This is a genomic window from Halobaculum sp. EA56 (assembly GCF_051195075.1).
GTDB lineage: Archaea > Halobacteriota > Halobacteria > Halobacteriales > Haloferacaceae > Halobaculum.
In genome coordinates, this window is record NZ_JBNTJX010000004.1 from 331,518 (window position 1) to 357,711 (window position 26,194).

The window sequence follows — 26,194 nt, forward strand, 5'->3', positions numbered from 1 at the left end:
CCCTCAGCGCGGCCGGACCGACGCGAACCGCTCGTCGTCGAGGTACACCGCGCCGTCGCGGACCTCGACGCCGACGGGGTCGAGCTCCTCGCCCACGCACGGACCCCACGTGCACAGGCCGTCGCCGCACTCGAAGCGCGCGCCGTGCTCGTGACAGACGATCTCGCCGCCGTCGACCCGGGCGCCGCGGCCGGGGTCCAGCGGGACCTCGGGCTTGTGCGGGCAGGAGTTGCGCCACGCGAACACCTCGCCGGAGTCGGCGTCGCGCCGGAGGATGAACCCGACGCCGCGGCGCCCGTCCGGGCGCATCGCCGTCCGCCGGATCGTTGAGTCGGTCGGCACCTCCTCTAGGGGCGCGACGAACAGCGGGTCCCCGTCTGCGTCGTCGCCGTCGACGTCGTTCCCGTTGCCGTCCGCGTTTCCGTCGTCGCCCCCGGCGGCCTCGCCGGGGTCGTCGCCGTCCGAGTCGCCCGCGCCGCCGACGCTGAACCGGAACGTCGCGCCGCCGGCCTCGACTTCCCCCTCGGAGTCGTAGACTGTCTCGCGTGTCGTCTCGTCGTCGGACTCGACGGTCACGCGTGCGGGGTCGTCCATCTCTGGCGGTCGTAGCCCCACGACGCGGATATGCGTGTCGTTCCGGAGGGGACGGCGATGCGGCAGTTCGGACGCTACCGACTGGGTGTCCGGACGTGAGAAACAGGGGAGCGGTTCGAGCGCGGCGGGGGTGACTCGGCTCAGTACTCCTCGTACGCGAGGTTCATCAGCCACTGCGTGAACGCGTCGGAGTTGGGGTCGATCTCCTCCTCGCCGATGAACGGCGAGAGCATGTCGCCCGCCATCAGCAGCGAGAAGTCGAGGTCCTTGGCGGTCGGCGCCAGGAAGTAGGTGTTGTGCCCGTCGTAGACGGCGTCCTCGCGCTCGATGAGGCCGAGTTCCTCCAGTTTCTCGGCGATCCGGCTCCCCTTTCGGGAGGAGACGTCCAGTTCCTTCCAGAAGTCGGACTGGTGGATGCCGCCGCTCTCGCGGACGAGTTCCAGCCCGGCGCGCTCGTCCTCGGAGAGGTCGGCTTCGGCGTCGGAGGCGCTCATACACGGCCCAACGGCGTGCCCCCCGTTTACCCTTTCCCTTCCGGCTCCCGCGTCCGACCCGCTCAGGCGTCGACCGGGACCGGCTCGAACGCCGTCTCGCAGGGCGGCCCCTCGGCGTGGTCGTAGCGGATCCCCCCGGCGCCGACGCGGACGAGGCTCGCGGAGACGGTGCCGTACCCATCCCCGTGCACGCACACGCCGAACTCGTGGTCGCCGAGGGCCTCCCCCGCCCGGTCGAGCCACTCGTCGGCCGACTCCCCCGGCTCGGGAGCGAGGTGCGCGCGCAGTCGACCGGCGTTGTGCGCCTGCTCGGGGCCGGCCTCCGGCCGGCGCGGCGGCTCGACGTAGGTTCCGTCCGCGCCGACGTTCACGACGACGTGGACCCCCGGCTCGAACGGGGTCACGGAGAGGTGGCCGTCCCACTCCAGCAGGATCGCCGCGGACTCGTCGGCGACGACGAGGTTGAAGCCGTCGTACTCGTGCTCGCGGCAGGACCGCTCGACCAGCCTGGCGGCGTCCTCGGCCGATCCCGCCCGCAGGCAGTCATCGACGAGCAGCCCCCGCGAGCGCTCGCCCGCGAGCCCCTCGACCCAGCGGTTCGTGACCCCGACGAACAGGCCGTCTCGGGTGACGCCCATCCACGTGCCGCCGGCCTCGGCGTCGCGCGGGGCGATGACGCCGCCGTCGCGCTCGGCGGGGGGCTCGGAGGGGCGGCCGTACGACTCGTCGCGGTTGGCCGCCACGCACACCGGCGCGTACTCGAAGACCTGCCAGGCCAGCGTCAGCGTACACATGGGGAGCCCGTAGCACGCCGGAGGTGAAAGCCACGGCGGTCGCGGAGGCGACGGCGGCCGCGCGGGACGCGACCGCCGCGGTTCAGCCCACGAGGGTCCCGACGGCCCGGCGAACCGCCTCGGCGGCGTCGCGGACGCGGTCGACGCGGACGTACTCGCGCTCGCTGTGGGCGACCGCGCCGTCCCCGTCGGCGAGGTGACCCGGCCCGAACACCACCGTCGGCGCGGGCGCGAAGTACGACGCCTCCGTCGCCGCGCCGAACGGCCGTCTCTCGCCGTCTCCGGACCCGCCGACCGCCCGCGCCGCGTCGCGCACGGCCGTCGCGAGGGGGTGCTCGGGGTCGGTGTCGAACGCCTCGAGGAACGGCGTGGGCCGGTCGGTCAACTCGAACGCCACTCCCACCTCGTCGGCGACGGCCCCGTGGACCGCCGACGCGAGCGCCTCGCGGAACCCCTCGGCGGTCTCCGGCGGGACCGACCGCCGGTCGAGCGTGACGGTCGCCCGGGCCGGCACCTGGTTGGTCGCCTCGCCGCCCGCGACGCCCGTCGGGACGAGCGTCGGCCCGCCGAGCAGCGGGTGCGTCGCCGCCCCGTCGTCGAAGGCGCGTACGGCCGCGAGGGCGTCCTCCAGCGCGGCGACGGCGTTGACGCCGGAGCCCGGCTCCGCGGCGTGGGCGGCCGAGCCGGTCAGCGTCAGCGTCCCCTCGAACCGTCCGCGGGCGGCGACGCAGACGTCGCAGTCCGTGGGCTCGCCGACGAGGAACAGGTCGCCGCCGACGGGGTCGACCGGGCCGTCGGGGTGGTCGGCGCCGCGGCCGCGAACGAGGGCGTCCGCGCCAGTCGACAGCGTCTCCTCGTCGGGCGTGACCGCGAGCGTCACCGCGCCCCGTGCCGGCTCGACCGCGAGAAACCCCGCCAGCAGTGCCGCGAGCGGTCCCTTCGCGTCGCAGGAGCCGCGCCCGCGGAACACCTCGCGACCCGCATCGTCCGTCCCCCGCTCGAACTCGACGTGCGGCGGCACGGTGTCGATGTGGGTGTTGAGGACGAGGTGGGGCCCGTCGAGGTCGTCGTCGGCCGGCCCCCGAGCGGCGCCGTCGGGCGTCTCGCCCGCCGCGGCGCCGGTGTCGCCGTCCGCACGCCTCGTCGCGCGGACGTTGCCCGCGTTGTCGACGCGCGCCTCGACGCCGTGCTCCGCGAGGGTGTCGACGAGGAACCCGCGCATCTCGTCCGACGACTCGTGGGACTCGACGGGGACCGCCTCCGCGAGGAACGCGACCGGGTCGAACGCGGACGCGACGCCGCTCCCTCCCTCCTCGCTCATTCCTCGCCCTCCGGCTTCGAGTCCGCCTCCGAGCCGGGACCCGGCACCGCGAGGTCGACGGCGAACTCCCGGGCGGCCGGCCCGGTCAGCGTCGCCGGCCCGCCGTCCGGCACCGCGATCCGGAGGGTCCCGCCGGGGGGAGAGACGGCGAGGTCCGCGTGCTCGGTCAGCCCGAGGCGACGGGCGACCGCGCCCACGGCGACCGCGCCGGTGCCGCAGGCGCGCGTCTCGCCCTCGACGCCGCGCTCGTAGGTTCGCTGGTCGAAGGAGTCCGGGCCGGTTTGCGTCGCCAGCGTGACGTTCGCGCCCTCGGGGAAGACCGCGGCGTGGCGGACCGCGGGGGCGACCGCGTCGAGGTCGACGCCGTCGACCCCGCCCGCGTCGGCGTCGACGAACGCGACCGCGTGCGGGACGCCCGTGTCGACGGCCGTGACGGTCAGGCCCTCGACGTCCTCCTCGATCAGCGGCCCGTCGCGGTCGTCGGCGAGCGGCACGTCCGCGGGGGCGAACGACGGCCGTCCCATCCCGACCTCGACGGTCACGTCGTCGCCGCGGGCGTCACCCTCGCCCGTGTCGTCGGCGTCGTCGCGGACGACCGCCCGACGGGTCCCAGCGGGCGTCTCCAGGTCGACGACGCGCGCGCCGGTGCGCTCGCGGACCCACGCCGCCGCACAGCGCGCGCCGTTGCCGCACATCTCCGCGATGGAGGCGTCCGGCTGGACGAGCGTCATCGTCGCGCGGGCGACCGAATCGGCACCGTCGCCGGCGTCGCCGGCGTTCGTGACGTCGATGAACAGGACGCCGTCCGCGCCGGTCCGCTCGGCGCCCTCGACGCCGGTCTCGCGGTCGCAGTGGCGGACCGCGAACGCGCCGCGGTCGGGGACGTCCTCCGCGGCGTCGACGACGAGGAAGTCGTTGCCCGTGCCGTGGTACTTCGTCGCGGGCACCGTTCGCTCGGCGTCGGCGTCCCCCGCCCCGCCGCCGTTCGCGGCGTCGCCGTCGACCGCCGGGTCGAACTCGCTCATTCGTCCGCGCCTCCGCGCTCCAGACGGGTAACTCCCGCGAGCGTCTCGCGCTCGCGCAGGACGTCGCCGTCGAGCGACACCTCCGCGGGCCGCGGCCGGGAGTTGTACGTCGAGGCCATCTCGTAGCCGTACGCGCCGGCGTTTCCGACGGCGAGCAGGTCGCCGCGCTCGGGGATCGGGAGCTCCCGCCCGTCGCAGAAGGTGTCGCCCGTCTCGCAGATGGGACCGGCGACGGTGACCGGTCCGACCCCGCGGCCGTCGTCGGCGTCGCCCGCCTCCCCGCCGTCCTCGCTCGCGTCGAGGTTCCGGATCGCGTGGTACGCGTCGTACATCGCCGGGCGGAGCAGGTCGGTCATGCCGGCGTCGACGCCCGCGACCGTCGTCTCCGGGGTCGGCTTCACCGTGTTCACCCGGGTCAGGAGGACCGACGCGTCGGCGACGACGTAGCGGCCGGGCTCGACCGCGAGGTCGGCGTCCACGTCCCCGAGCGCCTCCCGGGTCGCCGCCGCGACGGCGTCGAGGTCCAGTGGCGGCTCGTCCTCGCGGTACGGGACGCCGAAGCCGCCGCCGACGTTCACGAACGCTAGGTCGCCCACCTCGCGGGCGAGGTCGCCCATCCGGGCGACGAGGTCGCGGTGGGCCGCCAGGTCCTCCTCGCCGTGGATGCCGGACCCGGCGTGGGCGTGGAGCCCGACCACATCGACGCGGTCGCGGGCGGCCGCGACGAACTCCGCCGCGCGGTCGTACGGAACGCCGAACTTGGGGGCCGCGCCGGTGCGCACCTTCTCGTGGTGGCCGGCGCCGACGCCGGGGTTGACGCGGACGCGGACGCGGCCGTCGAAGCCGCGCTCTGCGAGGCGGTCGAGCGTGTCGCGCGCGCCGACCGTGACCGTGAGGTCGGGGTGGTCGCCCCACCACTCGACCACGCTGTCGAGGTCGCGGGCGGGCGGGTTCACGGCCGTGTAGTCGACCCGGTCGCCCGGGAAGCCGGCGTCGAGCGCCCGTCGCACCTCCCCCGCGGAGGCACACTCGGCGTCGAGGCCGGCCTCGCGGACCGTCTCCAGCACCGCCCGGCCGGTGTTCGCCTTCACCGCGTAGCTGACCCGGGCGTCGGGGAAGGCGTCGAGCAGGCGCCCGCAGTTCTCCGCCACGCGGTCGATGTCGGTGACGTACAGCGGCGTGCCGTGCGCTGTCGCCAGCTCGCGCAGGCGGTCGGCGTCCCAGTCGGCGAGCCGCCGGACCGCGAGTCCGCCGTCCGGGTCGCCGCCGGCGGGGTCCGCGTCCTCGCCGTCCGCGCGGCCGCCCCCGTCGCGCCCGTCCTCGGCGCTCATTCCCGGAGCGCGTCCTCCCGCCGCGTCGCCTCCAGCGTCTCGGTCTCCACGTCGGTGGCGACGACGGCGGGCTTGTACGCGCCGCCGTCGAACATGTCGTGGTCGCTCACGCTCGACTCGACGAACCGGGTGAACGCCCGACGGTTCTCGGGCAGGTGGCCGTACACGACCTCCTCCGCGACGAGGTCGTACACCGGGATACGCGGCGTGAGCAGCGTGTTCTCGCCGACGACCGAGTTCGCGCCGACGCGGAAGCCCGAGGTGACGCGGCAGCCGGCGCCCAGCGAGACGCCGTCCTCGACGATCACCGGGGCGTCCTCCACCGGCTCCAGCACGCCGCCGATCAGCGTGTTCGCCCCGAGCTTCACGTTCTCGCCCAGCTGGGCGCACGAGCCGACGGTGTCGCAGGAGTCGACGAGCGTCCCGGCGCCGACGTGCGCGCCGATATTGACGAACGACGGGCTCATCATGATCGTGTCGTCGCCGAGGTGCGCGCCCCGGCGCAGGACCGTCCCGTCGGGGGTGTTGCGCGCGCCACGGGCCGCGAGGTCATCGGTCTCGCGCAGCGGGAGCACGTCGTAGTAACCGACGTCGCCGTACTCGCGGCGCTCGGTCTCCCGGAGCCCGAAGTTGAGCAGGACGCCGCGCTTGACCCACTCGTTCGCCTCCCAGGAGTCGACGCCGTCGCCCGTCTTGCGGGCCGCGCGGACCTCGCCGGCCTCCAGCGCGTCGAGGAACTCGTCGAGGGTCCGGCGGACGGACGCGTCGGCGTCGGCGGCGGTCAGTCCGTCGTCGTAGCGGTGCCACAGGTCGTCGATGTCGGATTCCAGTGTCGTCGTCATTCGAGTACCTCCGCGAAGTCGTAGGCGCCGGCCTCGCGGCCGGCCAGCCACGCGGCGGCGTCGAGCGCGCCGGCGGCGAACACGCGCCGGGAGCCGGCGCGGTGGGTCAGTTCGAGCACGTTCTCGTCGCCGGCCAGCAGCACCTCGTGCTCGCCGGCGATGTCGCCCGCGCGGCGGGCGTGGACGCCGACCTCCCCGTCGGTCCGGGGAGCGTCGCCCTCGCGGCCGTGGACGCGCTCGTCCAGGTCCGGCCGGGCGTCCTCGACGTCGTCCAGGAGCGTGAGCGCCGTGCCGCTGGGGGCGTCGACCTTCCCGTTGTGGTGGGTCTCGGTGACCTCCACGTCGTAGCCGGGGAGCGCCGCCGCGGCCTCCCGGACTGCCCTGCGGAGGGCCGCGATCCCCCGCGAGAAGTTCGAGGCGCGCAGCACCGGCACCCGCTCGGCGGCGTCGGCGAGGGCGTCCTCCTGCTCGGCCGAGAAGCCGGTCGTCCCGACGACGCAGGCCACCCCGGCCTCGGCGGCGGCGGCGACGTACCCGACGCTCGATTCCGGGCCGGTGAAGTCCACCAGCACGTCCGGCGACTCCTCGGCGAGCCGCGCGGGCAGGTCGTCGGCGTCGTCGACCGTCACGCCGGCGACCGGGTCGACCGGCGAGCGGTTGACCGCGACGGCGACCGCGCAGTCGTCGCGCTCGCGCGCGGCCTCGATCACCTCCCGGCCCATGCGGCCGCCGGCGCCGGTGACGGCGAGTCGGATCGGGGCGTCCGTCTCCGTCCCCATTTCAGGCCTCCGTCGCCGGCGACCCGGCGTCCTCGCCCCCGCCGTCGGCCGCCTCCAGCTCGGCGAGCAGCTCCGTCAGCACGCGCAGCGTCTCGTCGCTCCCGCGCGTCAGGGGCGGGCGCATCTCCGCGGGGCCGTACCCGCGGATGGCCATCGCCTCCTTCACCGGGATCGGGTTCGTCTCGCGGAACAGCGCGCGCGTCAGCGGCCCGAGTTCGTGGTGGACCTCCCGGGCGCGCTCGAAGTCGCCCTCCAGCGCGGAGTGGACCAGCCGGCCGGTCCGCTCGGGCTCGACGTTCGCGACCACCGAGATGGTGCCCGTCGCGCCCATCGCCATCAGCGGGAGCGTCATCCCGTCGTCGCCCGAGAGCACGTCGAACGCCTCCTCGCGCGTGCGTTCGATTATCTCCGAGATCCGGTTCGCGTCGCCGGAGGCCGCCTTGTATCCCCGGATGTTGGGGTGGCCGGCCAGGTCGACGACGGTGTCGAGGTCGAGGTTCAGGCCCGTCCGCGAGGGGACGTTGTAGACGACCTGCGGGAGGTCGACCGCGTCGGCGATCGTCGTGTAGTGGTCGTACTGGCCCGCGGGCTCCGGCTTGTTGTAGTACGGCGAGATGAGCAGCAGGCCGTCGGCGCCGGCGTCGGCGGCGCGCTCGGACAGGTCGAGCGCCTCGCGGGTGGAGTTCGATCCGGTGCCGGCGATCACCGGAACGTCGACGGCGTCGACGACCGTCTCGACGACCTCGGCGTGTTCGTCGTGGGTGAGCGTCGCGGCCTCGCCGGTCGAGCCGACCGGGACGAGCCCGTCGACGCCGGCGTCCGCCAGGCGTCGCGCGTCGGCGGCGAGCTGTTCGTGGTCGACCTCGTCGGTGCCGTCGGCGAACGGCGTCGTCATCGCCGGGTAGACGCCGGCGAAGGTGTCGTGTGGTATCGTCATGGGTGTCGCGTGTGGTTGTGGGGTTCGGCTGTCGTGTCGGGTAGTCTGCTGTCGGTGCGTCTACGGGTGCGGACCGGAACTCGTCCCGGATCGGACGCTACGCCTCGCCGGGAGCGATCTCACACACGTTTCGGTTTCGCGGAGAAGGAACGGCGGACACCACGCTCGACGGCCACGGCGCGCGTCGAGGCCGGCGTCTCGCTCATTGCCGTATCCAACTCCCGTCACCAGTAAATGCGTTTCCCTGTGGGCCGATTTTGTGATCCCGCCGTCGTCGTCGGGGTTCCCCGGCTGCGTGTGGGGAGGGGTCGCACGGACGGCGCGCCGCCGCGACCGACGCCGCGGTCAGTCGCCCCGCCGGTCACGCGAGACGGCCTGTAAACCCTTATACGAACACCGGAACGATGGGGCGGTAATGAGCGACCTCCCGGACGACTTCGACTGCACGGTCACGAATTGGGAGTACATCTACGGGCTGTGCCGCGAGGTCTCGGACCAGGTGAAGGCCGCCAACTTCGAGCCGGACGTGGTCGTCGCGCTCGCGCGCGGCGGCTGGTTCGCGGGGCGGTGCATCTGCGACTTCCTCGGGCTCAACGACCTCACGAGCCTGAAGATGGAGCACTACGTCGGCACCGCCGAGAAGTCCGGCGAGCCGACCGTTCGCTACCCGATGCCCGAGGGGAGCGTCGAGGGGAAGGACGTGCTCATCATCGACGACATCGCGGACACCGGCGGATCGATCGAGCGCGCCCACGAGTACGTCACCGACCGCGAGTGCGGGGAGGTGCGCACCGCGACCCTCCAGCTGCTTCAGACCTCCGAGTTCGAGCCCGACTTCGTCGGCGAACAGCTGAAGGAGTGGACGTGGATGGTGTACCCCTGGAACTTCATCGAGGACATGATCGACCTGACGAGCGGTGCGATGGAACAGGCCGACGAGGAGGCGTTCACGCTGGAGGACGTCCGCCACTACCTCGCGGAGTTCCACGGCATCGACCGCATCGAGATGGAGATCGCCCAGCCCGGCCGCGTCGGGGAGGTGCTCGAGGAGATGGAACGGCGCGACGTGGTGCGCGAGACGGCCGACGGCTACCGGCTGATCGACGCCGGCGACGAGGAGTGACCGCCGTGCGAACCGGCCGTGGCCGGCCCGGGATGAAGTATGTCTCTGTTGAAACGTATGGGTTGGATTATACGACCGCGCACGCAAGGGTGGGCCCATGGTCACGTCCCCACTGAGCGAGATCACCCCGTTCACCGCGCCGGACCGGCGCATCTCGGTGCTCCTGGTGGACGACGACGAGGACATGGCCGAGCTGTCCGCGACGTTCCTCGAGCGCGAGCTCTCGGACGCCGAGACGACGACCCTCACGAGCCCGGAAGACGCGCTGCGGGAGCTGCGCGACGCGGAGTACGACTGCGTCGTCAGCGACTTCGACATGCCCGGGACGGACGGGCTCGAACTGCTCGAGGGGATCCGCGGGGAGGGGATCGAGACGCCGTTCGTCCTGTTCACGGGGAAGGGGAGCGAGGAGATCGCGAGCCGGGCGATCTCGGCGGGCGTCGACGAGTACCTCCAGAAGGGCGGCCCGGAGGAGTACCCGGTGCTCGCCAACAAGGTCGAGAACCTGGTCGAGAAGCACCGGGCGGAGACGCAGGTCCGGCGGGGGTTCCAGGCGATCGAGTCCGCCGAGGAGGGGATCGGGATCATCGACGAGGACGGGGTCTATCAGTACATGAACGATGCGTACGCGGGGGTCTACGACCGCGACCGCGCCGAGCTGATCGGCGAGCACTGGGAGGTGCTGTACCCGCCCGAGGAGACGCGGCGCTTCACCGACGAGATCCTCCCGCGGCTCGAGTCCGAGGGGACCTGGCGGGGGCGCTCGACCGGCGTCGCGGCGGACGGCCGGCCGGTCCCGGAGCGGCTCGTCCTGACGCAGATGGACGACGGGGGCCACGTGTGTATCGTGCAGGAGCTGGACCGCGAGGACGAGCTCGAGGCGGAGCTGGCACTCAAGACCGACGCGCTCGACGCCGCCGAGCTCGGCGTCGTCATCACCGACCCGACGCGGGAGGACAACCCCGTCGTCTACGTGAACGACCGGTTCGAGGAGATGACGGGGTACGACGAGTCGGAGGTCGTCGGCCGGAACTGCCGGTTCCTGCAGGGAGCGGAGACCGACCCCGAGACGGTCGCCGAGATCCGGGCGGCGGTCGACGCCGGCGAGCCGATCTCGACGGAGATACGCAACTACGACGCCGACGGGGAGCTGTTCTGGAACCAGCTCAACGTCTTCCCGATCCACGACGAGAACGGGGAGGTCACCGAGTTCGTCGGGTTCCAGCGCGACGTGACGGAGCGGAAGCGGCGCGAGGAACGCCTGCGCGCGAGCACCGCGCGGCTGGAGGCGCTGTTCGAGAACTCCCCGGACATGATGGTGATACACGACGCCGAGGGCGTCGTCCGAGACGCGAACCGCCGGTTCCGCGAGGAGCTGGGGTACGACGAGGAGGAGCTCGTCGGGATGCGGGTGTGGGAGCTCGACCCGACGGTCGACCCGGAGCACGCGCGCTCCTTCTGGGCCGACCTGCCGTCGAACACGCCGCGGCGGTTCGAGGGCGAACTGAAGCGCGGCGACGGCACGACGTTCCCCATCGAGGTCCACCTCATCAGGCTCGACCTCGACGGCGAGGACCGGTTCGTCGCCATCGACCGCGACATCACGGAGCGGACGGCACGCGAGCGGGAACTGGTCGACCGCAACGAGCGGCTCGACCGGTTCACGAGCGTCGTGAGCCACGACCTGAGAAACCCGCTCGCGGTGGCACAGGGGCACCTCTCGCTGCTGGCGGAGGAGACGGAGAGCGAGCACGTCGACCGGATCGGGACGGCGCTCGACCGGATGGACGCGCTCACGGACGACCTGCTCACGCTCGCCCGGGAGGGCGAGGAGGCGATGGACCTCGAACCGATCCGGCTCGGCGAGCTCGTTCGCGCCTGCTGGGAGACGGTCGCGACCGCCGACGCGTCGCTGTCGGTCGGAGCGGACGCCGTCGTCGAGGCGGACCGGGACCAGACCCGCCAGCTCGTCGAGAACCTGATCCGGAACGCGATCGAGCACGCGGGCGAGGACGTGACGGTGTCGGTGGGTCGGACCGACGAGGGGTTCTACGTCGCCGACGACGGCCCGGGGATCCCGGCCGACGAGCGCGACACCGTCTTCGAGGCCGGCTACTCGACCGCCGACGAAGGGACGGGGTTCGGCCTGAACATCGTCGAGCAGATCGCGGACGCGCACGGCTGGCGGGTCCGGGTCGGCGAGAGCCGGACGGGCGGCGCCCGATTCGAGTTCGCGGGCGTCGACGTGCGGGACCCCTGAGTCCCGACGCGGTGGGACTGCGAGGTCGGCCCGGGGCCCGAACGGGCTCCGCCGGTCAGGGCGGCCGTGGCGCCTGCCGGAGCCGATCCGCTCTTGGCGTCGCCCGCTGGAACGGCCCACGTGGCGCTGTTCGACATCTTCGCCGGAGCCGTCCTCCCCATCGTCGCGGTCTCGGCCGTCGGCTTCGTCCTCGGCCGCACGAGCGACCTCGACGCCGGGCCGCTGAACACCGTCACCGTCTACGTGCTCGCGCCGGCCCTCGTGCTCCACAGCCTCGCGACCGCCACCTTCTCCGGCGCCACGATCGCGAAGATGACGGTCGCGGTGACGGCGTACATCGTCGGGATGGTCGTCGTCGCCGAGGGCGTCGGCAGGCTGTTCGGCGAGTCGGAGCCGCGGCTCTCGGCGCTCGTGCTGGCGGCGACGTTCCCCAACTGCGGCAACTACGGCATCCCGCTGTCGGACTTCGCCTTCCCCGCGGGGGGACGCGCGGCCGCGGTTCTGTACCTCGCGATCCAGTCGGTGCTGGTGTACACCGTCGGCGTGTACGTCGCCTCGCGGGCGGGCGGCGGCGGGGGCCTCCGGGGCGTCAGACGCGTGCTCCGGATCCCGCTGGTGTGGGCCGTCCCGGTCGCGCTCGGGGCGCGGGCGCTCGGGCTCGTCCCGCCGGTCGACGGGACCGCGATGCGGACGCTCCAGCTCGTCGGCGACTCCTCGATCCCGGTGATGCTGCTCATCCTCGGGATCCAGCTGTCGCGGACCGACTACGGGACGGCGCTCTCGCAGGCGGCGACGCCCTCGGTGCTGAAGATGGTCGTCGCGCCCGCGGTCGCCGTCGCCGTCGCGCTCGCCGTGAGCTTCCAGGACGCGACGGTCGCGCGGGTGTTCGTCCTCGAGTCGGCGATGCCCGCGGCGGTGACGCCGATGATCCTCGTCGGCGAGTTCGCCGACGACCTCGAGGTCGGCGGCGTGGCGGTCCCCGAGTACGTGAGCACGGTGATACTCGTGACCACGCTCGCGTCGATCCCCATGCTGACGGGGCTGATCGCGTTGCTGGAGAGCGGGACGCTGGTCTGACGGCGGTCGACGCCGGCGACGCGAGTCGACGCCGGCAACCGAACGGACCGAGCGGGCCCGTCGCCGCCGACGGCTACGCTCACCCGAGTTCGAGCGTCTCGACGTACCGGACGCACGACTCCAGCGCCGGGTTCGGGTGGTACCGAACGACCTCCGCGTCGGCGTCGTAGCCGATCACGCCGACGTCTTCGAGCTTCGGGAGGTGGACGTGCACGAGCGACGTCAACAGGGCGTCCCGCGAGCCCGGCGGGTCCCGCACGGGGATCGACCGTTCGCGCTCGTGAACCGCGTCCGCGAGGCGGTCGAGGCCGATCTCGTCGTCCGGGCACGCCCGGAGCATGTACAGCAGCGTCCGCCGGCGGGGGTGGGAGATCAGATCGAGCACCGTGTCGAACGAGTACGGGATCGGGACCGCCTCCGGTTCGCGGAGGTCGGCATCGCCCGGTCCCACGGGCGGGGTCGTCGCCGCCCGGAACGACGGGTCGGCCGACGAGCCCTCGTCGCTCGCGACGATCCACCCCTCGTCCGGGACGTGTTCGACGACGGTATCGTACAGCGGGCGCAGCGTCGCGAGCGTCTCCTCGTCGTGGGCGTCGGGGTCGATGTGGTGATGGGCGAGCACGCCCAGCCGTTCACAGCGGTCGTTCAGCCCGTTCACCAGCCCGATCACGTCCTCCCGGGGGAAGGAGTCGAGCAACGCCGAGAGCGAGTGGAGACACAGCGTCGACCGCACGTCGGTCGCCTCCCATTCGCCCAACGTGGATCCGATCGACAGGGCGAGGTCGACCAGGTCGCCGTCCTCCGGAAGCACCTCGACGTCGACGGTCGGGAACTCCCCCGACGCCGCCGCCTGCGAGGCCCGCGTCGCCCCGCTCCCCCCGTCGATCACCCGGGCGCGCGACGGGAGCGTCCCGCCGACCTCCCGCATCCACACGGACAGTCGCTCGTCGGGCGTCGCCTCCAGCGTGACGCTCAACACGTTCGCCTGCCCGGGGTCGACGGGGGTCAGCAGGTCGATACAGGCCTCGTCGTCCGGGGGGTCGTAGGCGGGGGCCACGAGCAGCACCGAGGAATCGTCGAGGAACGAGTGGTCGACGGAACGATAGTCATCTGTCATTACTGACTCTAGACGATCGGTCCGTTTGGGCCTTCTCTTTCGTCGGATCCGAATTTCTGCCCGAGTATAGCGATCGATCTGCCACGATCGGTCGACCCGCCGACGTAATCGAGATAGGACATCTGGACCGATCTATATCTATTTCAATTAACCCTATTTTATAATCATTGAAAACCGAATCGATATATAGATCCAACCGAACGTACTGTTCAGAATACGTGACCGGAACCTGGTAGGTATCTCTACACGCCGACACTCCGCCACCGTGGGTCCGGTCGACCACGACTCACCGTCACTCGCCAAACCGACCTCGCACGACCGGAGCCAGCATCAGGAAGGGGATGGCTCCGAGGAGGAGCCCGTGCGTGACCGTGTTTCCCGCGACACTGATCGCCGCCTCAGTGACCGTTGCGCCGCTCAACAAGTAGAACGCCGTTCCCTCGAACACGGCCTGGGCGAGGGCGCCGCAGACGCAGGCGGCCACCTGCCACCGGCGGTCGTCGGCGTCGGGGGCGACTTCCTGGAGCACCCAGCCGAAGACGAGAAAGCCGACCAGATAGCCGACGAAGCCGAAGGGGTCGTCGAGTTCAAACCCCTCCAGGAGGTCGAGGGTCCCCTCGCCGACCGCCGCGCCGGCGCTGGCGGCGAGCGTCCGCTCGTCGAACCGGGCCGTCGCGATCACGAGGTACGGGAGGACGAACGGCTTGAGGTCGACGTCGACCCCGAGTTCCCCGACGCTCTCGGCCGGGAGCAGCCCGACGACGAACAACACGGCAGAAACAACCGCGTACAGGAGTACCCGACCGACGGTCGCAGTCGCGGTTCCGTCCGCGTGTATCGACCGGGACATATTCAGACGAGTTGACGACTCAACAGCAGGGTCATCTACTTTTCTATGTCGGCTATATACTCTCTCAGTGGACTCTACTGTCCTCATAGCAGCGTTCAACAAACGGTTGTCGAATCCTTGCGTGTCGAATGGATCCTCGGGACAGGGGGGTCGCGACACGTGTGGTCGTCGTAGCGACGCTCCTGGCCTTCCTGGGACTTTACCTGTACAACTTCGTCAGACTGGAGCAGACGGGGGACATCGACGCCCTGCGCGAGTACATCTTCGTCCTGTTGTTGGCAATGCCGGTGGTGGTCCTCACAGGCTGTGTGCTGTGGATGCACAACTCGGATATCGACCAGGCACTCCTCGTCCGGCTGCTCCCGTGGATGGGCGGGTCGACGATGCTCAGCGTCGTCGGGATCTGGCTCACTGCGTACGCGGTCGGCGCCTCCTTCGACCGGGGAGAGCAACTGCTTCTGGTGAACGTTGCCTCCGGCTTCGGCGTCTCCGCCGGCACCATCGTGGGGATAATGGAGCTGAAGGCGATCTGTCGCGCCCGCGCCCAGACCAGATCGGAGCTACGGGCGGTACGCGTCGAACGCGAGCGCGAACGGCTCCTGTTCTTCAACTCGTTGCTGCGCCACGAGGTCCTCAACAGCGCGAACGTGATCCACGGCTACGCCCGGCTCCTCCGCGAGGAGGCACCGTCGGACGACCAGATGGCGGACCGGCTGGCGACGATCCGCGACCGCAGCGCCGACATCTCGGCGTTCGTCTCGTCGGTCAGGGAGATCCTCAGCGAGTCCGAGCGGCCGACGCTCGAGCCGGTCGCCGTCAGGGACGTGCTGCTTGCGGAGGCAGACCGCGTCGAGGACTCGTTTTCGGTCTCGATCGACGTCCGGGTCCCCGCCGGGACGGTCGTCCTCGCCGACGGGCTCGTCAAGACCGTGTTCTCGAACCTGCTGGAGAACGCGGCTGTACACGCCGGCGAGCGGCCGTCGGTGGTGGTGTCGGCGACGACCGACGCGGAGACGACGGTCGTCGAGGTCGCCGACGACGGCGAGGGAATCGACGAGGAGGTCAGCGGCGAACTGTTCGAGCCGTCCCCGTCGTCGGACCACGGAAACGGACTCTACCACGTCAGGAACATCGTGGAGAGCTACGGCGGTCGGATCCGCGTGTCGTCTTCGGACGAGGGGGCCACGTTCGCCGTCGAGTTCCGTACTCCCCCCGAGCGGGAGCAGATCGCGGACGAGGCGACCACGGGGCAGCAGCCGGCTTCGAGCGCCGGCGCCGACGCCGACGAGCAGCGAGGGGGCGACGGGGACCCCGACTGGTTCACCGCGATCTGATACTGTCGGACGTGACTTCGTGAAGACGTTCGCCACCCCGAGGTGGCGAAACTCTCGAACTGCGGACGTCTGACAGTATGAGGCGGTCGGGACCACGCCCCGGAGACGACTCGACCATGAACGCTCGATCGCTCGCGCCGGGTCAATCGTCCGCGGGGACGCCCGACTTCGGCTCGACGACCGCCTCCGTCCACGACCCCCGGGCGAGCCACGCGAGCGCGACGAGCGCGCCGACCGTGTCGCCGGCGACGACCGCCCACCAGATGCCCGTCGTCCCGAGGTCGTACACGAACACCGCGGCGTACGTGGCGGGGACGCGCACGACCCACACCGCCACGAGCGACAGCACGAGCGCCGTGGTCGTCCGACCCGCACCGCGGAACGCCCCGCGTGCGACCTCGAATACGCCCAGGAAGACGAACATCACCGAGGCGACCCGCAGGTACGTCGAGGCGTACCCGATCGTCTCTGCCGCCCCCGCCGACCCTGGCGGGAGGAACACCTGGACGATCGGGTCGGGGAACGCGGCCGCGACGACAGCCACCGGGAGCATCACCGCGCTCACCACCGCCAGCGCCGCGCGGACGGCGCGCCACGCACGGTCGGGGCGCTCGGCGCCGAGGTTCTGCCCGACGACGGTGTTGACCGCCTGCGCCAGCCCCATCGCCGGCAGGAACACCAGCGAGATGAGGCGGTTGCCGAGCCCGTACGCCGCCACGACCGCCGGAGGGAACGTCGCCACCAGCGCCGTGAGCACGACGAACGCCAGCGAGACGCCCGACTGCTCCAGCGCGGACGGGACGCCGAGCCGGAGGATCCGCCGGACGATGCCGAGGTCGGGCACCAGGTCCGAGGGCCGGATCTCTGGCCCCGCGCTCGTCCCGAACAGCACGTACCAGCCGACGGCGGTGGCGACGCCGCGGGCGACGAACGTGGCCCAGGCGGCACCCTCGATCCCGTAGGCCGGGACCGGCCCCCATCCGAAGATGAGGATCGGGTCGAGGACGACGTTCACGGCCACGGAGACGACCATCACCCGGAGCGGCGCGCGCGTGTCGCCGTAGCCGCGCATCAGCGCGACGAAGGTGTAGAAGCCGAACAGGAACGGCGTCGCGAGGAAGAACACGCGCATGTACGCCGCCGCGAGCGGCACCACGTCCGTCGCCGTCCGCGCGTCCGCCGGGATGAGCGCCAGCGCCGGCTCGACGGCGACGTAGCCGAGCGCGCCGAGCCCGAACGCGACCAGCGTCACGAACCCGAGAGCCGTGCCCGCGACGCGGCCGGCCTCGCGGTCGCCGGTCCCGGCGGCGGCGCTCGCGCCCGTGTGCTGGGCGACGAGGATCGCGCCCGCGGCCGTGAAGCCGCCGCCGACGCTGATGAACAGGAACACGATCGGGAACGCCAGCGAGAGGGCGCCGACCGCGTCGGCCGACAGCCGCCCGAGCCAGAAGGTGTCGGCGACGTTGTACATCACCTGGAGCAGCTGGATCACCACGAGCGGCCAGGCGACGCGCAACATCGGCCGGAGGAGGTCCCCCTCGACGAGATCCGACGCGTGCGCTCCCGAGGGAGGGTCGTCCATGGGACCTACGAAGCGAAGGTCGGTAATGAACGCTTCTCACCCGTGGTATCACCGACCACGCCACCCGAACGCCTTTCCGGCGATCCGCGCACATCCCGATATGACGGACGCCTACGTCGTCAACGTCGACGCCGCGGTGTACCGCCTCCGCGGCGGCGAGCCGCGGTACCTCCTCATCGAGCGCGGCGCCGCCGAGGACCACGCGCCCGGGTCGCTCGGCCTGCCGGGCGGGACTCTCGAAGCCGCCCCCGGCGACGCCGACGCGATCGAATCCACACTCCGACGGGAACTCCGCGAGGAGGTCGCCGTGGAGGCGGGCGACACGACGCTCGTCACGAGCGGCGTCTTCGAGCTCGACACCGGCGAGCCGTGTCTGAACGTCGTGCTCCTCGCGGAACACGAGTCCGGCGACCCCCACCCCGCGGACCCCGAGGAGGTCGCCGCCGTTCACTGGTACGACCTCGACGGGCTGCGCGAGGACGACGCGGTCCCGGCGTTCACCCGCGGCTACGTCGAGGCGGCGGAGGAGACGCGGACCGCGGGTCGCTGAGGCGCACCCGGTCAGGCCTCGACGCCGGGGACGTCGAACTCCCGCGCGCGCCGCCGGATCGACCCGGCGTCGAGCGTCCGGTGGCCGCCGCGGGCCTCGTCGTACAGCACCTCGCCGTCGACCATCGTGAACGTCACGTCGTCGCCGTGGGCGGAGAAGACGAGGTGGCCGATCGGGTCGTGCAGGGGCGTCGCCCGCGTGGCGTCGGTGCCGACGCCGATCACGTCCGCCTTCCAGCCCTCGCGGAGCGCGCCGACGCGCTCGAACCCCGCGGCGCGCGCGCCGTTCCGCGTCGTCATCCGGAACGCAGTCGGCGCGTCGACGGCGGTCGGGTCGCCGGCGTCGACCTTCGCGAGCAGGCTGGCCTGCTTCAGCTCCGTGAAGGGATCGAGCGTGTTGTTGCACGGCGCGCCGTCGTTGCCGAGGGCGACGTTGACGCCGCGGTCGAGGTAGTCCTCGACGGGCGCGACGCCGGAGGCGAGTTTCATGTTCGAGGACGGGCAGTGCGTCACGTGCGTCCCGGTCTCGGCGATGATCTCGCGCTCGCGCTCGTCGGTGTGGACGCAGTGGGCGAGGATCACGTCCTCCCCGGTGAGGCCCACCTCGTGGAGGAACTCGACGTTGCGCGCGCCGGTTCGTTCCTCGACGACGGCGACCTCGTCGGTGTTCTCGGAGGCGTGGGTGTGGATCCGCACGCCGTCGTACTCGTCCGCGAGGTCGCGACACCCCCGCAGGCACTCCTCGGTGCAGGTCACGGCGAACCGCGGCGTGACCGCGTACCGGATCCGGCCGCCGCCGGCGCCGTGGTACCGCCAGATCAGCACCTCCGATTCCGCGAGGGCGTGCTCGGTGTCCTGACGCAGGCCGTCGGGGGCGTTCGTGTCCATCAGCACCTTCCCGGCGCGGGCGCGGATACCCGACTCGACGGCCGCCGCCAGCGCCTCGTCGGCGTGGTGAACGGAGAGGTGGTCGACGACGGTCGTGACGCCGGACTCGATGCACTCCAGGTAGCCGAGTTCGGCCGCGAGGCGCATTCCGTCGGCGCCGAGGCCGGCCTCCATCGGGAGCACGTGGTCGTTCAGCCAGTCCAGCAGCGCGGCGTCGTCGGCGATGCCCCGGCCGAGCGACTGCACCGAGTGGACGTGGGCGCCGACGGTGCCGGGCGCGACGATCCCGAACTCGCGGCGCTCGTGGTCCGGGTAGCGGTCGCGGAGGGTCGCCCCGTCGCCGACGGCGGCGATCGCGTCGCCCTCGACGACCACCGCCCCGTCCTCGATGACGGTCCGGTGGTCGGCGACGACGGTTCCGGCGAGTAGCATGGGTCCGACCGGAGTCCACCGTCCGGACGTAAATGCGTACGGATCCGGGTCGCCGCGTGCTGGCCCGGCTCACTACGAGTATTTGTCCCCTCCCGTCGTACCGGAGACATGAACACGATCCGAGTGGAGACGGAGATAGACGCCCCCGCGGCGCTCGTGTACGAGGTACTCACCGACTTCGACGCCTACCCCGAGTGGAACGACTACACCCGCATCCAGGGCGAGGCGGCGTCGGGGGAGCGCCTGACCGTCAGGCCCGGCCCCGCCGCCGGGTCCGCGCCCACCTTCCGGCCGACCGTCCGGCAGGCGGACGGCCGGGAGCTCCGCTGGGTCGGCCACCTGTGGGTGCGCGGCCTGTTCGACGGCGAGCACGGCTTCCGCGTGCGCGACGTGGACGGCGAACGGTCGGTCCTCGTCCAGGACGAGCGGTTCGCCGGCCTGCTCGCGGGGGTCCTGTTCCGCCGCTACGGCGACGACTGGACGGCGACCTTCCGGGCGGTCAACGAGGCGCTTCGCGACCGTGCGGAGTCGCTGGCAACCGAACGCGCGGGCGACCCGGTCCCGAACGCGAGTTGAACGGGGCGAGCCGCCGACGCGCCGGGCGGGCCCGATCACCGAGCCGACCGATCCGCATCCCTTTAGCCGGAACCGCCAGAACCCTGACGCACATGACGATCGGCTTCATCGGCGGCAGCGGCATCTACGAGGCGCTCCCGCTCCGGAACACCCGCACCGAGGCGGTCTCGACTCCCTTCGGCGAGCCCTCCGCGCCCCTGGAGATCGGCGAGTTCGGCGAGACCGGCCGGGAGGTCGTCTTCCTCCCCCGTCACGGCCCCGACCACCAGCGTTCCCCGACGGACCTCCCGTACAAGGCCAACGTTCACGCGCTGAAGCAGGCGGGCGTCGAGTACGTCATCGCCAGCAACGCGGTGGGGTCGCTGAAGGAGGAACTCCCGCCGCAGACGCTCGTGATCCCGGACCAGATCTACGACCGCACCAAGAACCGAGACCTCTCGTTCTTCGGGGACGGGATCGTCGTCCACCAGCCGTTCACGCGCCCGTACTCCCCGAAGCTCGCGGACCACCTCGCCGAGTCGGCCGAGCGCGCGCTCGACGGCCTCGACTCCGACGCGGACGTGGTGGACGAGGGGACGTACGTCTGCATCGAGGGGCCCCAGTACTCCACGAAGGCGGAGTCCGAGTTCTACCGCGCGCAGGGGTGGGACCTCGTCGGCATGACCGCGATCCCGGAGGCCAAGCTCGCTCGCGAGGCGGAGATGGCGTACGCGACCGTCGCCGGCGTCACCGACTACGACGTGTGGAAGCAGGACAGCGAGGTGACGCTCCAGGAGGTGCTGGAGAACGCCGCCGCCAACGAGGAGGCGATCAAGGAGACCGTCGAGGAGGCCGTCCGCACCTTCCCCGACGACATGGACTGCGAGGCTCACGGCTCGCTCGACGGGACGATCAACACCCCGGCGGAGGCCGTGCCCGCGGAGACCCGCGAGCGCGTCGGGATCTTCGTCGACGAGTACCTGGACGGCTGAGGCTCCCGGGTCACCCGTTCCGTTTTGTCGTCCCGTCGCGTAGATCTGTCGTCGTGTCCGACGCCGTCGCGCGCGACGCCGCCGTCGGGATCGGGTACGCGGTGCTCGCGGCCGCGACGACCGCCCTCGTCGCGAACGCCGCTGGCGACCCAGCCGTGCTGGCGACGCTCGCGGCCGTCGCGGGATTCGGGTACCTGCTCGGGGGCGTGGTTCGTCGCCGCCGGAGCGGCGGTGAAAGCTGAGCGCCCGAGCGTGCCCGCGGAACCGTGCCGGGGGACGGAGCGCTGCCTCCCGTCAGTCGGCGATCGCTTCCTCGCCGGCGGCGACGACGCCGGCGTCCCGCACCCACAGGTCGCCGAACAGGTCGTCCTGCTCCAGCGTGATCTCGCCGCGGTGCGCGAGGAACAACAGCGCGAGGTACGTCATCACGGCGGTGCTGCCCACGTCCGAGACCTCGCGGAACAGCACCTCGCCGCGGCCGCGCTCGTACTGCGGGCGCAGCCGCGCGCGCACGTCCTCGATGACCGTCTCGATGTCCTCCTCGTGGGTCGTCCCTGTGACGTCCTCCTCGCCGGGTTCGCCCTCGCGGCGGAGGTCGTCGGCGCCGTGGTACTCCAGCGTCTGGGTCCCGCGGGAGAACCCTCGCGGCGACTCGCTGGTGTCGTACTCGCGCGACTCCTTCCACCAGGTGCCCCGCTCGGCCTCCCGGAGCTCGCGGACGAGTTCGTCCAGCGTCTCGGGCGACCCGCGCGTGCTCTTGCGCTCCAGCCGGCGGTCCATCTCGTCCTCCAGCGCCGACACGGGGTCGAAGCCGTCGGCGGCGTGGGCGTCCGCGCCGCCCATCGCTTCCCCGCCCTCGAAGGCGGCCTCCCACGGCTCCAGTTCCTCCCCCTCGTCGGGGTCGTCGTCCGCGAGCATGTCGTCGGACTTCATCCGGAGGAGCACGCTCGCGTAGAACAGCGCACGGCCGCCCGTCCGGAGGTCGGCCTCGTCCAGCCGTTCGAGGAAGGCGTCGGTCACCTCGACCACGTCGATGTCCCACGGGTCGATCTCGCCCTCCTCCGCGAGGTTGACGAGGAGTTCGACCGGCTCGACCTCGTCCTCGTCGGCGCCGTCCTCCGGGGCGCCGATCCCGCTCACGTCGCCGGGCGCCTCAATCATCGGCCTGCACCTCCGGCACCGGCTCGCCGTCGTCGCCCAACTGGATGCCCGTGACCGCGGAGACGTTGTCCGACTGCATCGTCACGCCGATGGCGCGCTCGGAGCGCTCCAGCAGCGCCGAGCGGTGGCTGACGACGACGAACTGCGCGTCGCCCGCGAGGTCGTGGACCATCTCGCCGACGCGCTCGGCGTTGACCGCGTCGAGGAACGCGTCGACCTCGTCGAGGGCGTAGAACGGCGCCGGGTTGTGCCGCTGGATGGCGAAGATGAACGCCAGCGCGGTCAGCGACTTCTCCCCGCCGGACATCGCGTCGAGCCGCTGGACCGGCTTGTCCGCCGGCTGCGCCTTCATCGTCAGCCCGCCCTCGAAGGGGTCCTCCGGGTCCTCCAGCACCAGCTCGCCGGTCCCCGCGGAGAGCCGCTGAAAGATCTCGGTGAACTGCTCGTCGATCGCCTCGAAGGCGTCCATGAACGTCGCCCTCTTCTGGGACTCGAAGCGGTCGATCCGCTCCTCGATCGCCTCCCGCTCCTCGACCAGTACGTCGCGTCGCTCCCGGAGGTCGTCCAGGTCCGCCTGCACGTCCTCGTACTCGTCGATCGCGAGCATGTTCACCGGCTCCAGCGCCGCCATCTCCGACTCCAGCCGCTCGATCTCCGACTCCACGGTGTCGTGGTCGGGGATCTCCTCGGGGTCGTAGGCGCCGACCTGCTCCTCCAGCGACTCGATCTCCCACTCCAGCCGTTCGGCCGTCTCGCGCAGGGAGTCCAGCTTCGAGACGACCCGCTCGACCTCGGTCTCCTGCTCGTCGCGGGCGGACTTCGCCTCGCGGTACGCCTCCTTGACGGACTCGCGCTCCTCCTTGAGGTCCGCGAGCTCGTCCTCCAGCTCCGCGATCGCGTCGCGCTTCTCCTCGAGGGTCGCCTCCTTCTCGGCGATGCGCTCCTCGAACTCCGCGATGCGCTCCTCCGCGTCCGCCTTCTTCTCCTGTGCCTCCTCGACGGTCTCGTGGTGGTCGTCGATGGCGTCCTCGGCGTACTGCTTCTCCAGCTGGAGCTGGTTCAGCTCCCCGTCGAGGTCGTCCATCCGGTCCTCGATGTCCTCGATCTCCGCGCGGATCTCGTCGGCCTCCGCCGACAGCTCGGGGATCTTCGAGTCGGCGAGCTCCGCCTCCAGCTCCTCGATGTCGGCCTCGACCGTCGCTATCTCCCTGTCGGCCGCCTCGATCTCCCCGTCGAGCTCCGTCATCTCCGCGTCGACCGACTCGCGCTCCTCCTCGAGGTCCGCCAGGCGCTCCTCCAGTTCCTCGATGCGGGCCTCCTTCGCCTCGCGCTTCTCCTCGGCGCGCTCGATGTCGGACTCGATGTCGCGCACCTTCTCGGCGGCGTCGGAGGCGCGAGAGCGGGCGTCCTCCAGGTCCTCGTCGATGTCCGCGATCTCGGCTTTGATCCGCTGGCGTTCGTCCTCCAGGTCGTGGATCTCCTCTGCGACGCGCTCCAGCTTCCCCTTCCCGGACTTCGAGAAGGAGTAGCGCGAGCCGCCGCCCGATCCTCCGGTCATCGCGCCGGACTTCTCCACGAGGTCGCCGTCCAGCGTCACCATCCGGTAGTTCCCCATCAGGTGCCTGGCGGTGTCCATGTCCTCGACGACGAGCGTCGACCCGAGGACGTACGAGAAGATCCCCTCGTACTCCGGGTCGTAGTCGACGAGGTTGCGCGCGAAGTCGACGACTCCCGGGTCGTTCGGCAGGGACGGGAGGCCGCGGTCGTCCATCTCCGTGATCGGGAGGAACGTCGCGCGACCCGCGTTGCGCTGCTTCAGGTAGTCGATGCAGTCGGAGCCGACGCCGTCGTCGTCGACGACGACGTTCGCGAGCCGACCGCCCGCGGCGGTCTCACAGGCTGTCGCGTACTCGTCCGGGACCGACGCGAGCTCGCCGACCGGGCCGTGGACGCCCGAGAAGTCGGCGTTCGTCACCGTCGTCACCGCCCGGGGCCAGGAGGTGTCGCCGGAGTCGCCCGCGCGGGCCTCCAGCTGGGAGTACTCCTGCTGTTTCGCGCGGATCTCCTCCTCGACGCCGTCGAGTTCGTCCTGGAACTCCTGCTTCTCGGCGCGGAGGTCCTCGATGACGCCGTCGATGCTCGCCTTGTTCTTCTCGGCCTTGTCCAGCTCCGAGTGGAGGTTCGAGACGCGTTCCGTCAGGTCCGGGATCGCCTCGCGGGTCTCCTGCAGCTCCTCCTCGACGTCGCCGATCTCGTTCGAGCGCCGTCGCGCGTCGTCGAGCAGGCGGTCCTTCTCCCGCTGGAGCTCGTTCTTCTCGGCCTTCAGCTCCTCCAGGGTCTCCTTCTTCTCCGCGAGGTCGGCCTTCAGCTCGTCGAACTCGGTGTCGACGCTGTCGATCTCGGCTTGCACCTCCGCGAGGTCGCTGCGCTTCGTCGTCAGCGTCGACTTCAGGTTCGCCTTCTCGACTTTCACCTCGCGGATCTCCGACTCCAGCTCGTCGATCTCCTCGTCCTTCTTGTCGATCGCGACGAACGCGTCGCGCCGCTCGGTCTCGGCCTCCTCCACGCGCTCGCGCTGGTTCTCGATCTTCCCCTCCAGCCGCGAGACGTCGCCCTTGATCTCCTCGATCTCGGCCTTGATAGCGATCTGCTCGTCCTCGCCCTTGCGCTCGATCTCGCGGTTGATCTCGTCGAGGTCCGCCTCCAGGTCGTCGACCCGCGCCTGCCGCTCGTTGAGCTCCGCGCGGAGTTCCTCGAGGTCCTCCTCGCGGGACTCCATGGAGGCGCGGGTGCTCTCGAGGTCCTCGCGCTTGTCCTCGAGTTCGGCGGCCTTGAGGTAGCCCTCGTACTCCTGCTTCTCGTCGCGAAGGTCCCGGTACTGCAGCGCGGTCTCGCGCTCGTCGGCGAGCTGGTCGAGGCGTTCCTCCTTCTCCTCGATCCGGAGGTCGGCCTCGTCGATGCGCTCCTCGACGGTCTCCAGCTCCTCGAAGGCGTCCTCCTTCTTCGCGTCGAACTCGGCGACCCCGGCGATCTCGTCGACGATCCCCCGGCGCTCGTGGGGGGTCATGTTGATGATGTCGGTCACGTCGCCCTGCATGACGACGTTGTACCCCTCCGGCGTGACGCCCGCCTGTGCGAGCAGGTCCTGGATGTCCGAGAGGTTGACCGAGCGCCCGTTGAGGTAGTAGTAGGAGTAGTAGTTGTCCTCGGTCTCCTTCACGCGGCGCTTGATCGTTATCTCGTCGACGTCGCCGACGTCCTCGCTGCCGGCGGCGCTCACGACCTGCGAGCGGTCGAGCGTGCCGTCGCCGTTGTCGAGGACCACCTCGACGCTGGCCTCTCGCTCGCCGGAGGGCCCCTCGCCGTCCTCGAAGCCGGGGTTGTAGATGAGGTCGGTGAGCTTCTCCGCGCGGATGCCGCGCGTCCGCGCCAGTCCGAGCGCGAACAGCACGCCGTCGATGATGTTCGACTTCCCGGAGCCGTTCGGCCCCGTGATGACGGTGAAGTCCTCGTAGAAGGGGATCCGCGTCGGCCGTCCGAAGCTCTTGAAGTCGTCCAGGACGAGTTCCTTGATGTGCATACGTGTGTCTGGAGCGTGGTGTGTCGACCGCGACGCCCCGCTCCGGGGGGCGCCCGGGGTTCGCTTACGCGACGATGATGTCGTCGGAGTCGTCGTCCGACGAGGACTCGGACTCCTCGGCGGCCGAGCCCTCGGTGCCGCGGGCGGCCTTCTGGGCGTCGTCCTCCTCGTCGGACACGGCCGTGTCGTCGTCGGTCACGTCCTGCGTCGCGGACTCGTTCGGCACGAACTCCGCGTTCGGGTTGTGGTCCTCCGCGGAGGGCTCCTCCACCGACGTGGACTGCTCCAACTGCGAGATGCGTTCCTTCGCCTCGACCAACTCCTCGGTGAGGCCGTCGACTGCGGCCTGTAGCTCAGCGACCTGCGTCTCCAGGTCGTCCACCCGATTTCCCATACACGGAGACGTGGCCGCATCCGTATAAACCCGCGTCAGACGGACGGATGACTCCCGAGACGGCCCGAGTCGTCCGAATTCGAACGTATCAGGCGTTCAATCGCCGGACGACTTCGCCGGTTCCGTAAATCAGTGACCGCTATACCGAATCGCGGCGGGCGGATCGACCGACTCTCGCGGGCC

Annotated in this window: 24 protein-coding genes; 8 read left to right on the forward strand and 16 right to left on the reverse strand. The window is 71.3% G+C overall.

Going from position 1 to position 26,194, the window contains the following annotated elements; translation table 11 throughout:
- Window positions 1-3 precede the first annotated feature (3 nt).
- From ACQUQ1_RS09595 to dapA, 9 genes are all read right to left on the reverse strand, one after another.
- Entirely contained in the window at window positions 4-594 is a 591-nt protein-coding gene (locus ACQUQ1_RS09595) for a Rieske (2Fe-2S) protein (protein WP_435064056.1), read from the reverse strand.
- Window positions 595-734: 140 nt separating this feature from the next.
- Window positions 735-1,088 (reverse strand): helix-turn-helix transcriptional regulator, encoded by a 354-nt coding sequence (locus tag ACQUQ1_RS09600; protein WP_435064057.1) that lies wholly within the window; start codon window positions 1,086-1,088, stop codon window positions 735-737.
- Between the two features lie 62 nt (window positions 1,089-1,150).
- Window positions 1,151-1,882, reverse strand: a complete 732-nt coding sequence (locus tag ACQUQ1_RS09605; protein ID WP_435064058.1) for an NRDE family protein — start codon at window positions 1,880-1,882, stop codon at window positions 1,151-1,153.
- Between the two features lie 82 nt (window positions 1,883-1,964).
- Window positions 1,965-3,203 carry a M20/M25/M40 family metallo-hydrolase gene (locus ACQUQ1_RS09610; RefSeq protein WP_435064059.1) on the reverse strand — a complete coding sequence of 413 codons (1,239 nt, stop codon included), beginning with the start codon at window positions 3,201-3,203 and terminating at the stop codon, window positions 1,965-1,967.
- Window positions 3,200-4,228 (reverse strand): diaminopimelate epimerase, encoded by a 1,029-nt coding sequence (gene dapF, locus ACQUQ1_RS09615; RefSeq protein WP_435064060.1) that lies wholly within the window; start codon window positions 4,226-4,228, stop codon window positions 3,200-3,202. Before dapF ends, ACQUQ1_RS09610 begins: the two co-directional genes overlap by 4 nt.
- Complete coding sequence (gene lysA / locus ACQUQ1_RS09620; RefSeq protein WP_435064061.1) at window positions 4,225-5,559, reverse strand: diaminopimelate decarboxylase; 1,335 nt, start codon at window positions 5,557-5,559, stop codon at window positions 4,225-4,227. Before lysA ends, dapF begins: the two co-directional genes overlap by 4 nt.
- Window positions 5,556-6,401, reverse strand: a complete 846-nt coding sequence (locus tag ACQUQ1_RS09625) for a 2,3,4,5-tetrahydropyridine-2,6-dicarboxylate N-succinyltransferase (RefSeq protein WP_435064062.1) — start codon at window positions 6,399-6,401, stop codon at window positions 5,556-5,558. Before ACQUQ1_RS09625 ends, lysA begins: the two co-directional genes overlap by 4 nt.
- On the reverse strand, window positions 6,398-7,180 hold the full coding sequence (gene dapB, locus ACQUQ1_RS09630) for a 4-hydroxy-tetrahydrodipicolinate reductase (protein ID WP_435064063.1): 783 nt from the start codon (window positions 7,178-7,180) through the stop codon (window positions 6,398-6,400). Before dapB ends, ACQUQ1_RS09625 begins: the two co-directional genes overlap by 4 nt.
- A gap of 1 nt (window position 7,181) precedes the next feature.
- Window positions 7,182-8,117 carry a 4-hydroxy-tetrahydrodipicolinate synthase gene (gene dapA / locus ACQUQ1_RS09635; protein ID WP_435064064.1) on the reverse strand — a complete coding sequence of 312 codons (936 nt, stop codon included), beginning with the start codon at window positions 8,115-8,117 and terminating at the stop codon, window positions 7,182-7,184.
- A gap of 415 nt (window positions 8,118-8,532) precedes the next feature.
- Here dapA and ACQUQ1_RS09640 point away from each other — a divergent pair, with 415 nt between their 5' ends.
- From ACQUQ1_RS09640 to ACQUQ1_RS09650, 3 genes are all read left to right on the forward strand, one after another.
- Complete coding sequence (locus tag ACQUQ1_RS09640) at window positions 8,533-9,240, forward strand: phosphoribosyltransferase (protein ID WP_435064065.1); 708 nt, start codon at window positions 8,533-8,535, stop codon at window positions 9,238-9,240.
- A gap of 97 nt (window positions 9,241-9,337) precedes the next feature.
- Window positions 9,338-11,500, forward strand: coding sequence for a PAS domain S-box protein (locus ACQUQ1_RS09645; protein ID WP_435064066.1), 2,163 nt, complete (start codon window positions 9,338-9,340; stop codon window positions 11,498-11,500).
- Between the two features lie 120 nt (window positions 11,501-11,620).
- Window positions 11,621-12,577 carry an AEC family transporter gene (locus ACQUQ1_RS09650; protein ID WP_435064067.1) on the forward strand — a complete coding sequence of 319 codons (957 nt, stop codon included), beginning with the start codon at window positions 11,621-11,623 and terminating at the stop codon, window positions 12,575-12,577.
- 79 nt (window positions 12,578-12,656) lie between these two features.
- On the opposite strand, the gene ACQUQ1_RS09655 is transcribed toward ACQUQ1_RS09650, so the two are convergent.
- Together ACQUQ1_RS09655 and ACQUQ1_RS09660 are read right to left on the reverse strand one after the other, a co-directional pair.
- Window positions 12,657-13,694, reverse strand: a complete 1,038-nt coding sequence (locus ACQUQ1_RS09655) for a DUF7504 family protein (RefSeq protein WP_435064068.1) — start codon at window positions 13,692-13,694, stop codon at window positions 12,657-12,659.
- A gap of 292 nt (window positions 13,695-13,986) precedes the next feature.
- The gene (locus ACQUQ1_RS09660) at window positions 13,987-14,544 is read right to left on the reverse strand and encodes a hypothetical protein (protein ID WP_435064069.1); all 558 of its coding nucleotides are present in this window, start codon (window positions 14,542-14,544) and stop codon (window positions 13,987-13,989) included.
- Window positions 14,545-14,672: 128 nt separating this feature from the next.
- Between ACQUQ1_RS09660 and ACQUQ1_RS09665 the strand changes: the two genes are divergently transcribed.
- Window positions 14,673-15,878 carry a sensor histidine kinase gene (locus ACQUQ1_RS09665; protein WP_435064070.1) on the forward strand — a complete coding sequence of 402 codons (1,206 nt, stop codon included), beginning with the start codon at window positions 14,673-14,675 and terminating at the stop codon, window positions 15,876-15,878.
- A 142-nt stretch (window positions 15,879-16,020) separates the two neighbouring features.
- On the opposite strand, the gene ACQUQ1_RS09670 is transcribed toward ACQUQ1_RS09665, so the two are convergent.
- On the reverse strand, window positions 16,021-17,460 hold the full coding sequence (locus tag ACQUQ1_RS09670; RefSeq protein WP_435064071.1) for an MATE family efflux transporter: 1,440 nt from the start codon (window positions 17,458-17,460) through the stop codon (window positions 16,021-16,023).
- Window positions 17,461-17,560: 100 nt separating this feature from the next.
- Between ACQUQ1_RS09670 and ACQUQ1_RS09675 the strand changes: the two genes are divergently transcribed.
- Window positions 17,561-18,010, forward strand: coding sequence for an NUDIX hydrolase (locus tag ACQUQ1_RS09675; protein WP_435064072.1), 450 nt, complete (start codon window positions 17,561-17,563; stop codon window positions 18,008-18,010).
- Window positions 18,011-18,021: 11 nt separating this feature from the next.
- On the opposite strand, the gene ACQUQ1_RS09680 is transcribed toward ACQUQ1_RS09675, so the two are convergent.
- Window positions 18,022-19,329, reverse strand: coding sequence for a 5'-deoxyadenosine deaminase (locus tag ACQUQ1_RS09680; RefSeq protein ID WP_435064073.1), 1,308 nt, complete (start codon window positions 19,327-19,329; stop codon window positions 18,022-18,024).
- A gap of 108 nt (window positions 19,330-19,437) precedes the next feature.
- Between ACQUQ1_RS09680 and ACQUQ1_RS09685 the strand changes: the two genes are divergently transcribed.
- The 3 genes from ACQUQ1_RS09685 (at window position 19,438) to ACQUQ1_RS09695 (ending at window position 21,118) form a co-directional block, all read left to right on the forward strand.
- Window positions 19,438-19,905, forward strand: a complete 468-nt coding sequence (locus tag ACQUQ1_RS09685) for an SRPBCC family protein (RefSeq protein WP_435064074.1) — start codon at window positions 19,438-19,440, stop codon at window positions 19,903-19,905.
- Between the two features lie 92 nt (window positions 19,906-19,997).
- On the forward strand, window positions 19,998-20,876 hold the full coding sequence (gene mtnP, locus ACQUQ1_RS09690; RefSeq protein ID WP_435064075.1) for an S-methyl-5'-thioadenosine phosphorylase: 879 nt from the start codon (window positions 19,998-20,000) through the stop codon (window positions 20,874-20,876).
- A gap of 53 nt (window positions 20,877-20,929) precedes the next feature.
- Window positions 20,930-21,118 (forward strand): hypothetical protein, encoded by a 189-nt coding sequence (locus ACQUQ1_RS09695; RefSeq protein ID WP_435064076.1) that lies wholly within the window; start codon window positions 20,930-20,932, stop codon window positions 21,116-21,118.
- 52 nt (window positions 21,119-21,170) lie between these two features.
- Here ACQUQ1_RS09695 and ACQUQ1_RS09700 read toward each other — a convergent pair whose 3' ends face one another.
- The 3 genes from ACQUQ1_RS09700 to ACQUQ1_RS09710 all read right to left on the reverse strand — a co-directional run bounded on the left by ACQUQ1_RS09700 (window position 21,171) and on the right by ACQUQ1_RS09710 (window position 26,011).
- Window positions 21,171-22,037 carry a segregation/condensation protein A gene (locus ACQUQ1_RS09700; RefSeq protein WP_435064077.1) on the reverse strand — a complete coding sequence of 289 codons (867 nt, stop codon included), beginning with the start codon at window positions 22,035-22,037 and terminating at the stop codon, window positions 21,171-21,173.
- Entirely contained in the window at window positions 22,030-25,617 is a 3,588-nt protein-coding gene (gene smc / locus ACQUQ1_RS09705) for a chromosome segregation protein SMC (protein WP_435064078.1), read from the reverse strand. The genes ACQUQ1_RS09700 and smc overlap by 8 nt, the downstream gene beginning before the upstream one ends.
- 64 nt (window positions 25,618-25,681) lie before the next feature.
- Window positions 25,682-26,011: a DUF7518 family protein gene (locus ACQUQ1_RS09710; protein ID WP_435064079.1), complete on the reverse strand. Its 330-nt coding sequence runs from the start codon at window positions 26,009-26,011 to the stop codon at window positions 25,682-25,684.
- Window positions 26,012-26,194: the final 183 nt, after the last annotated feature.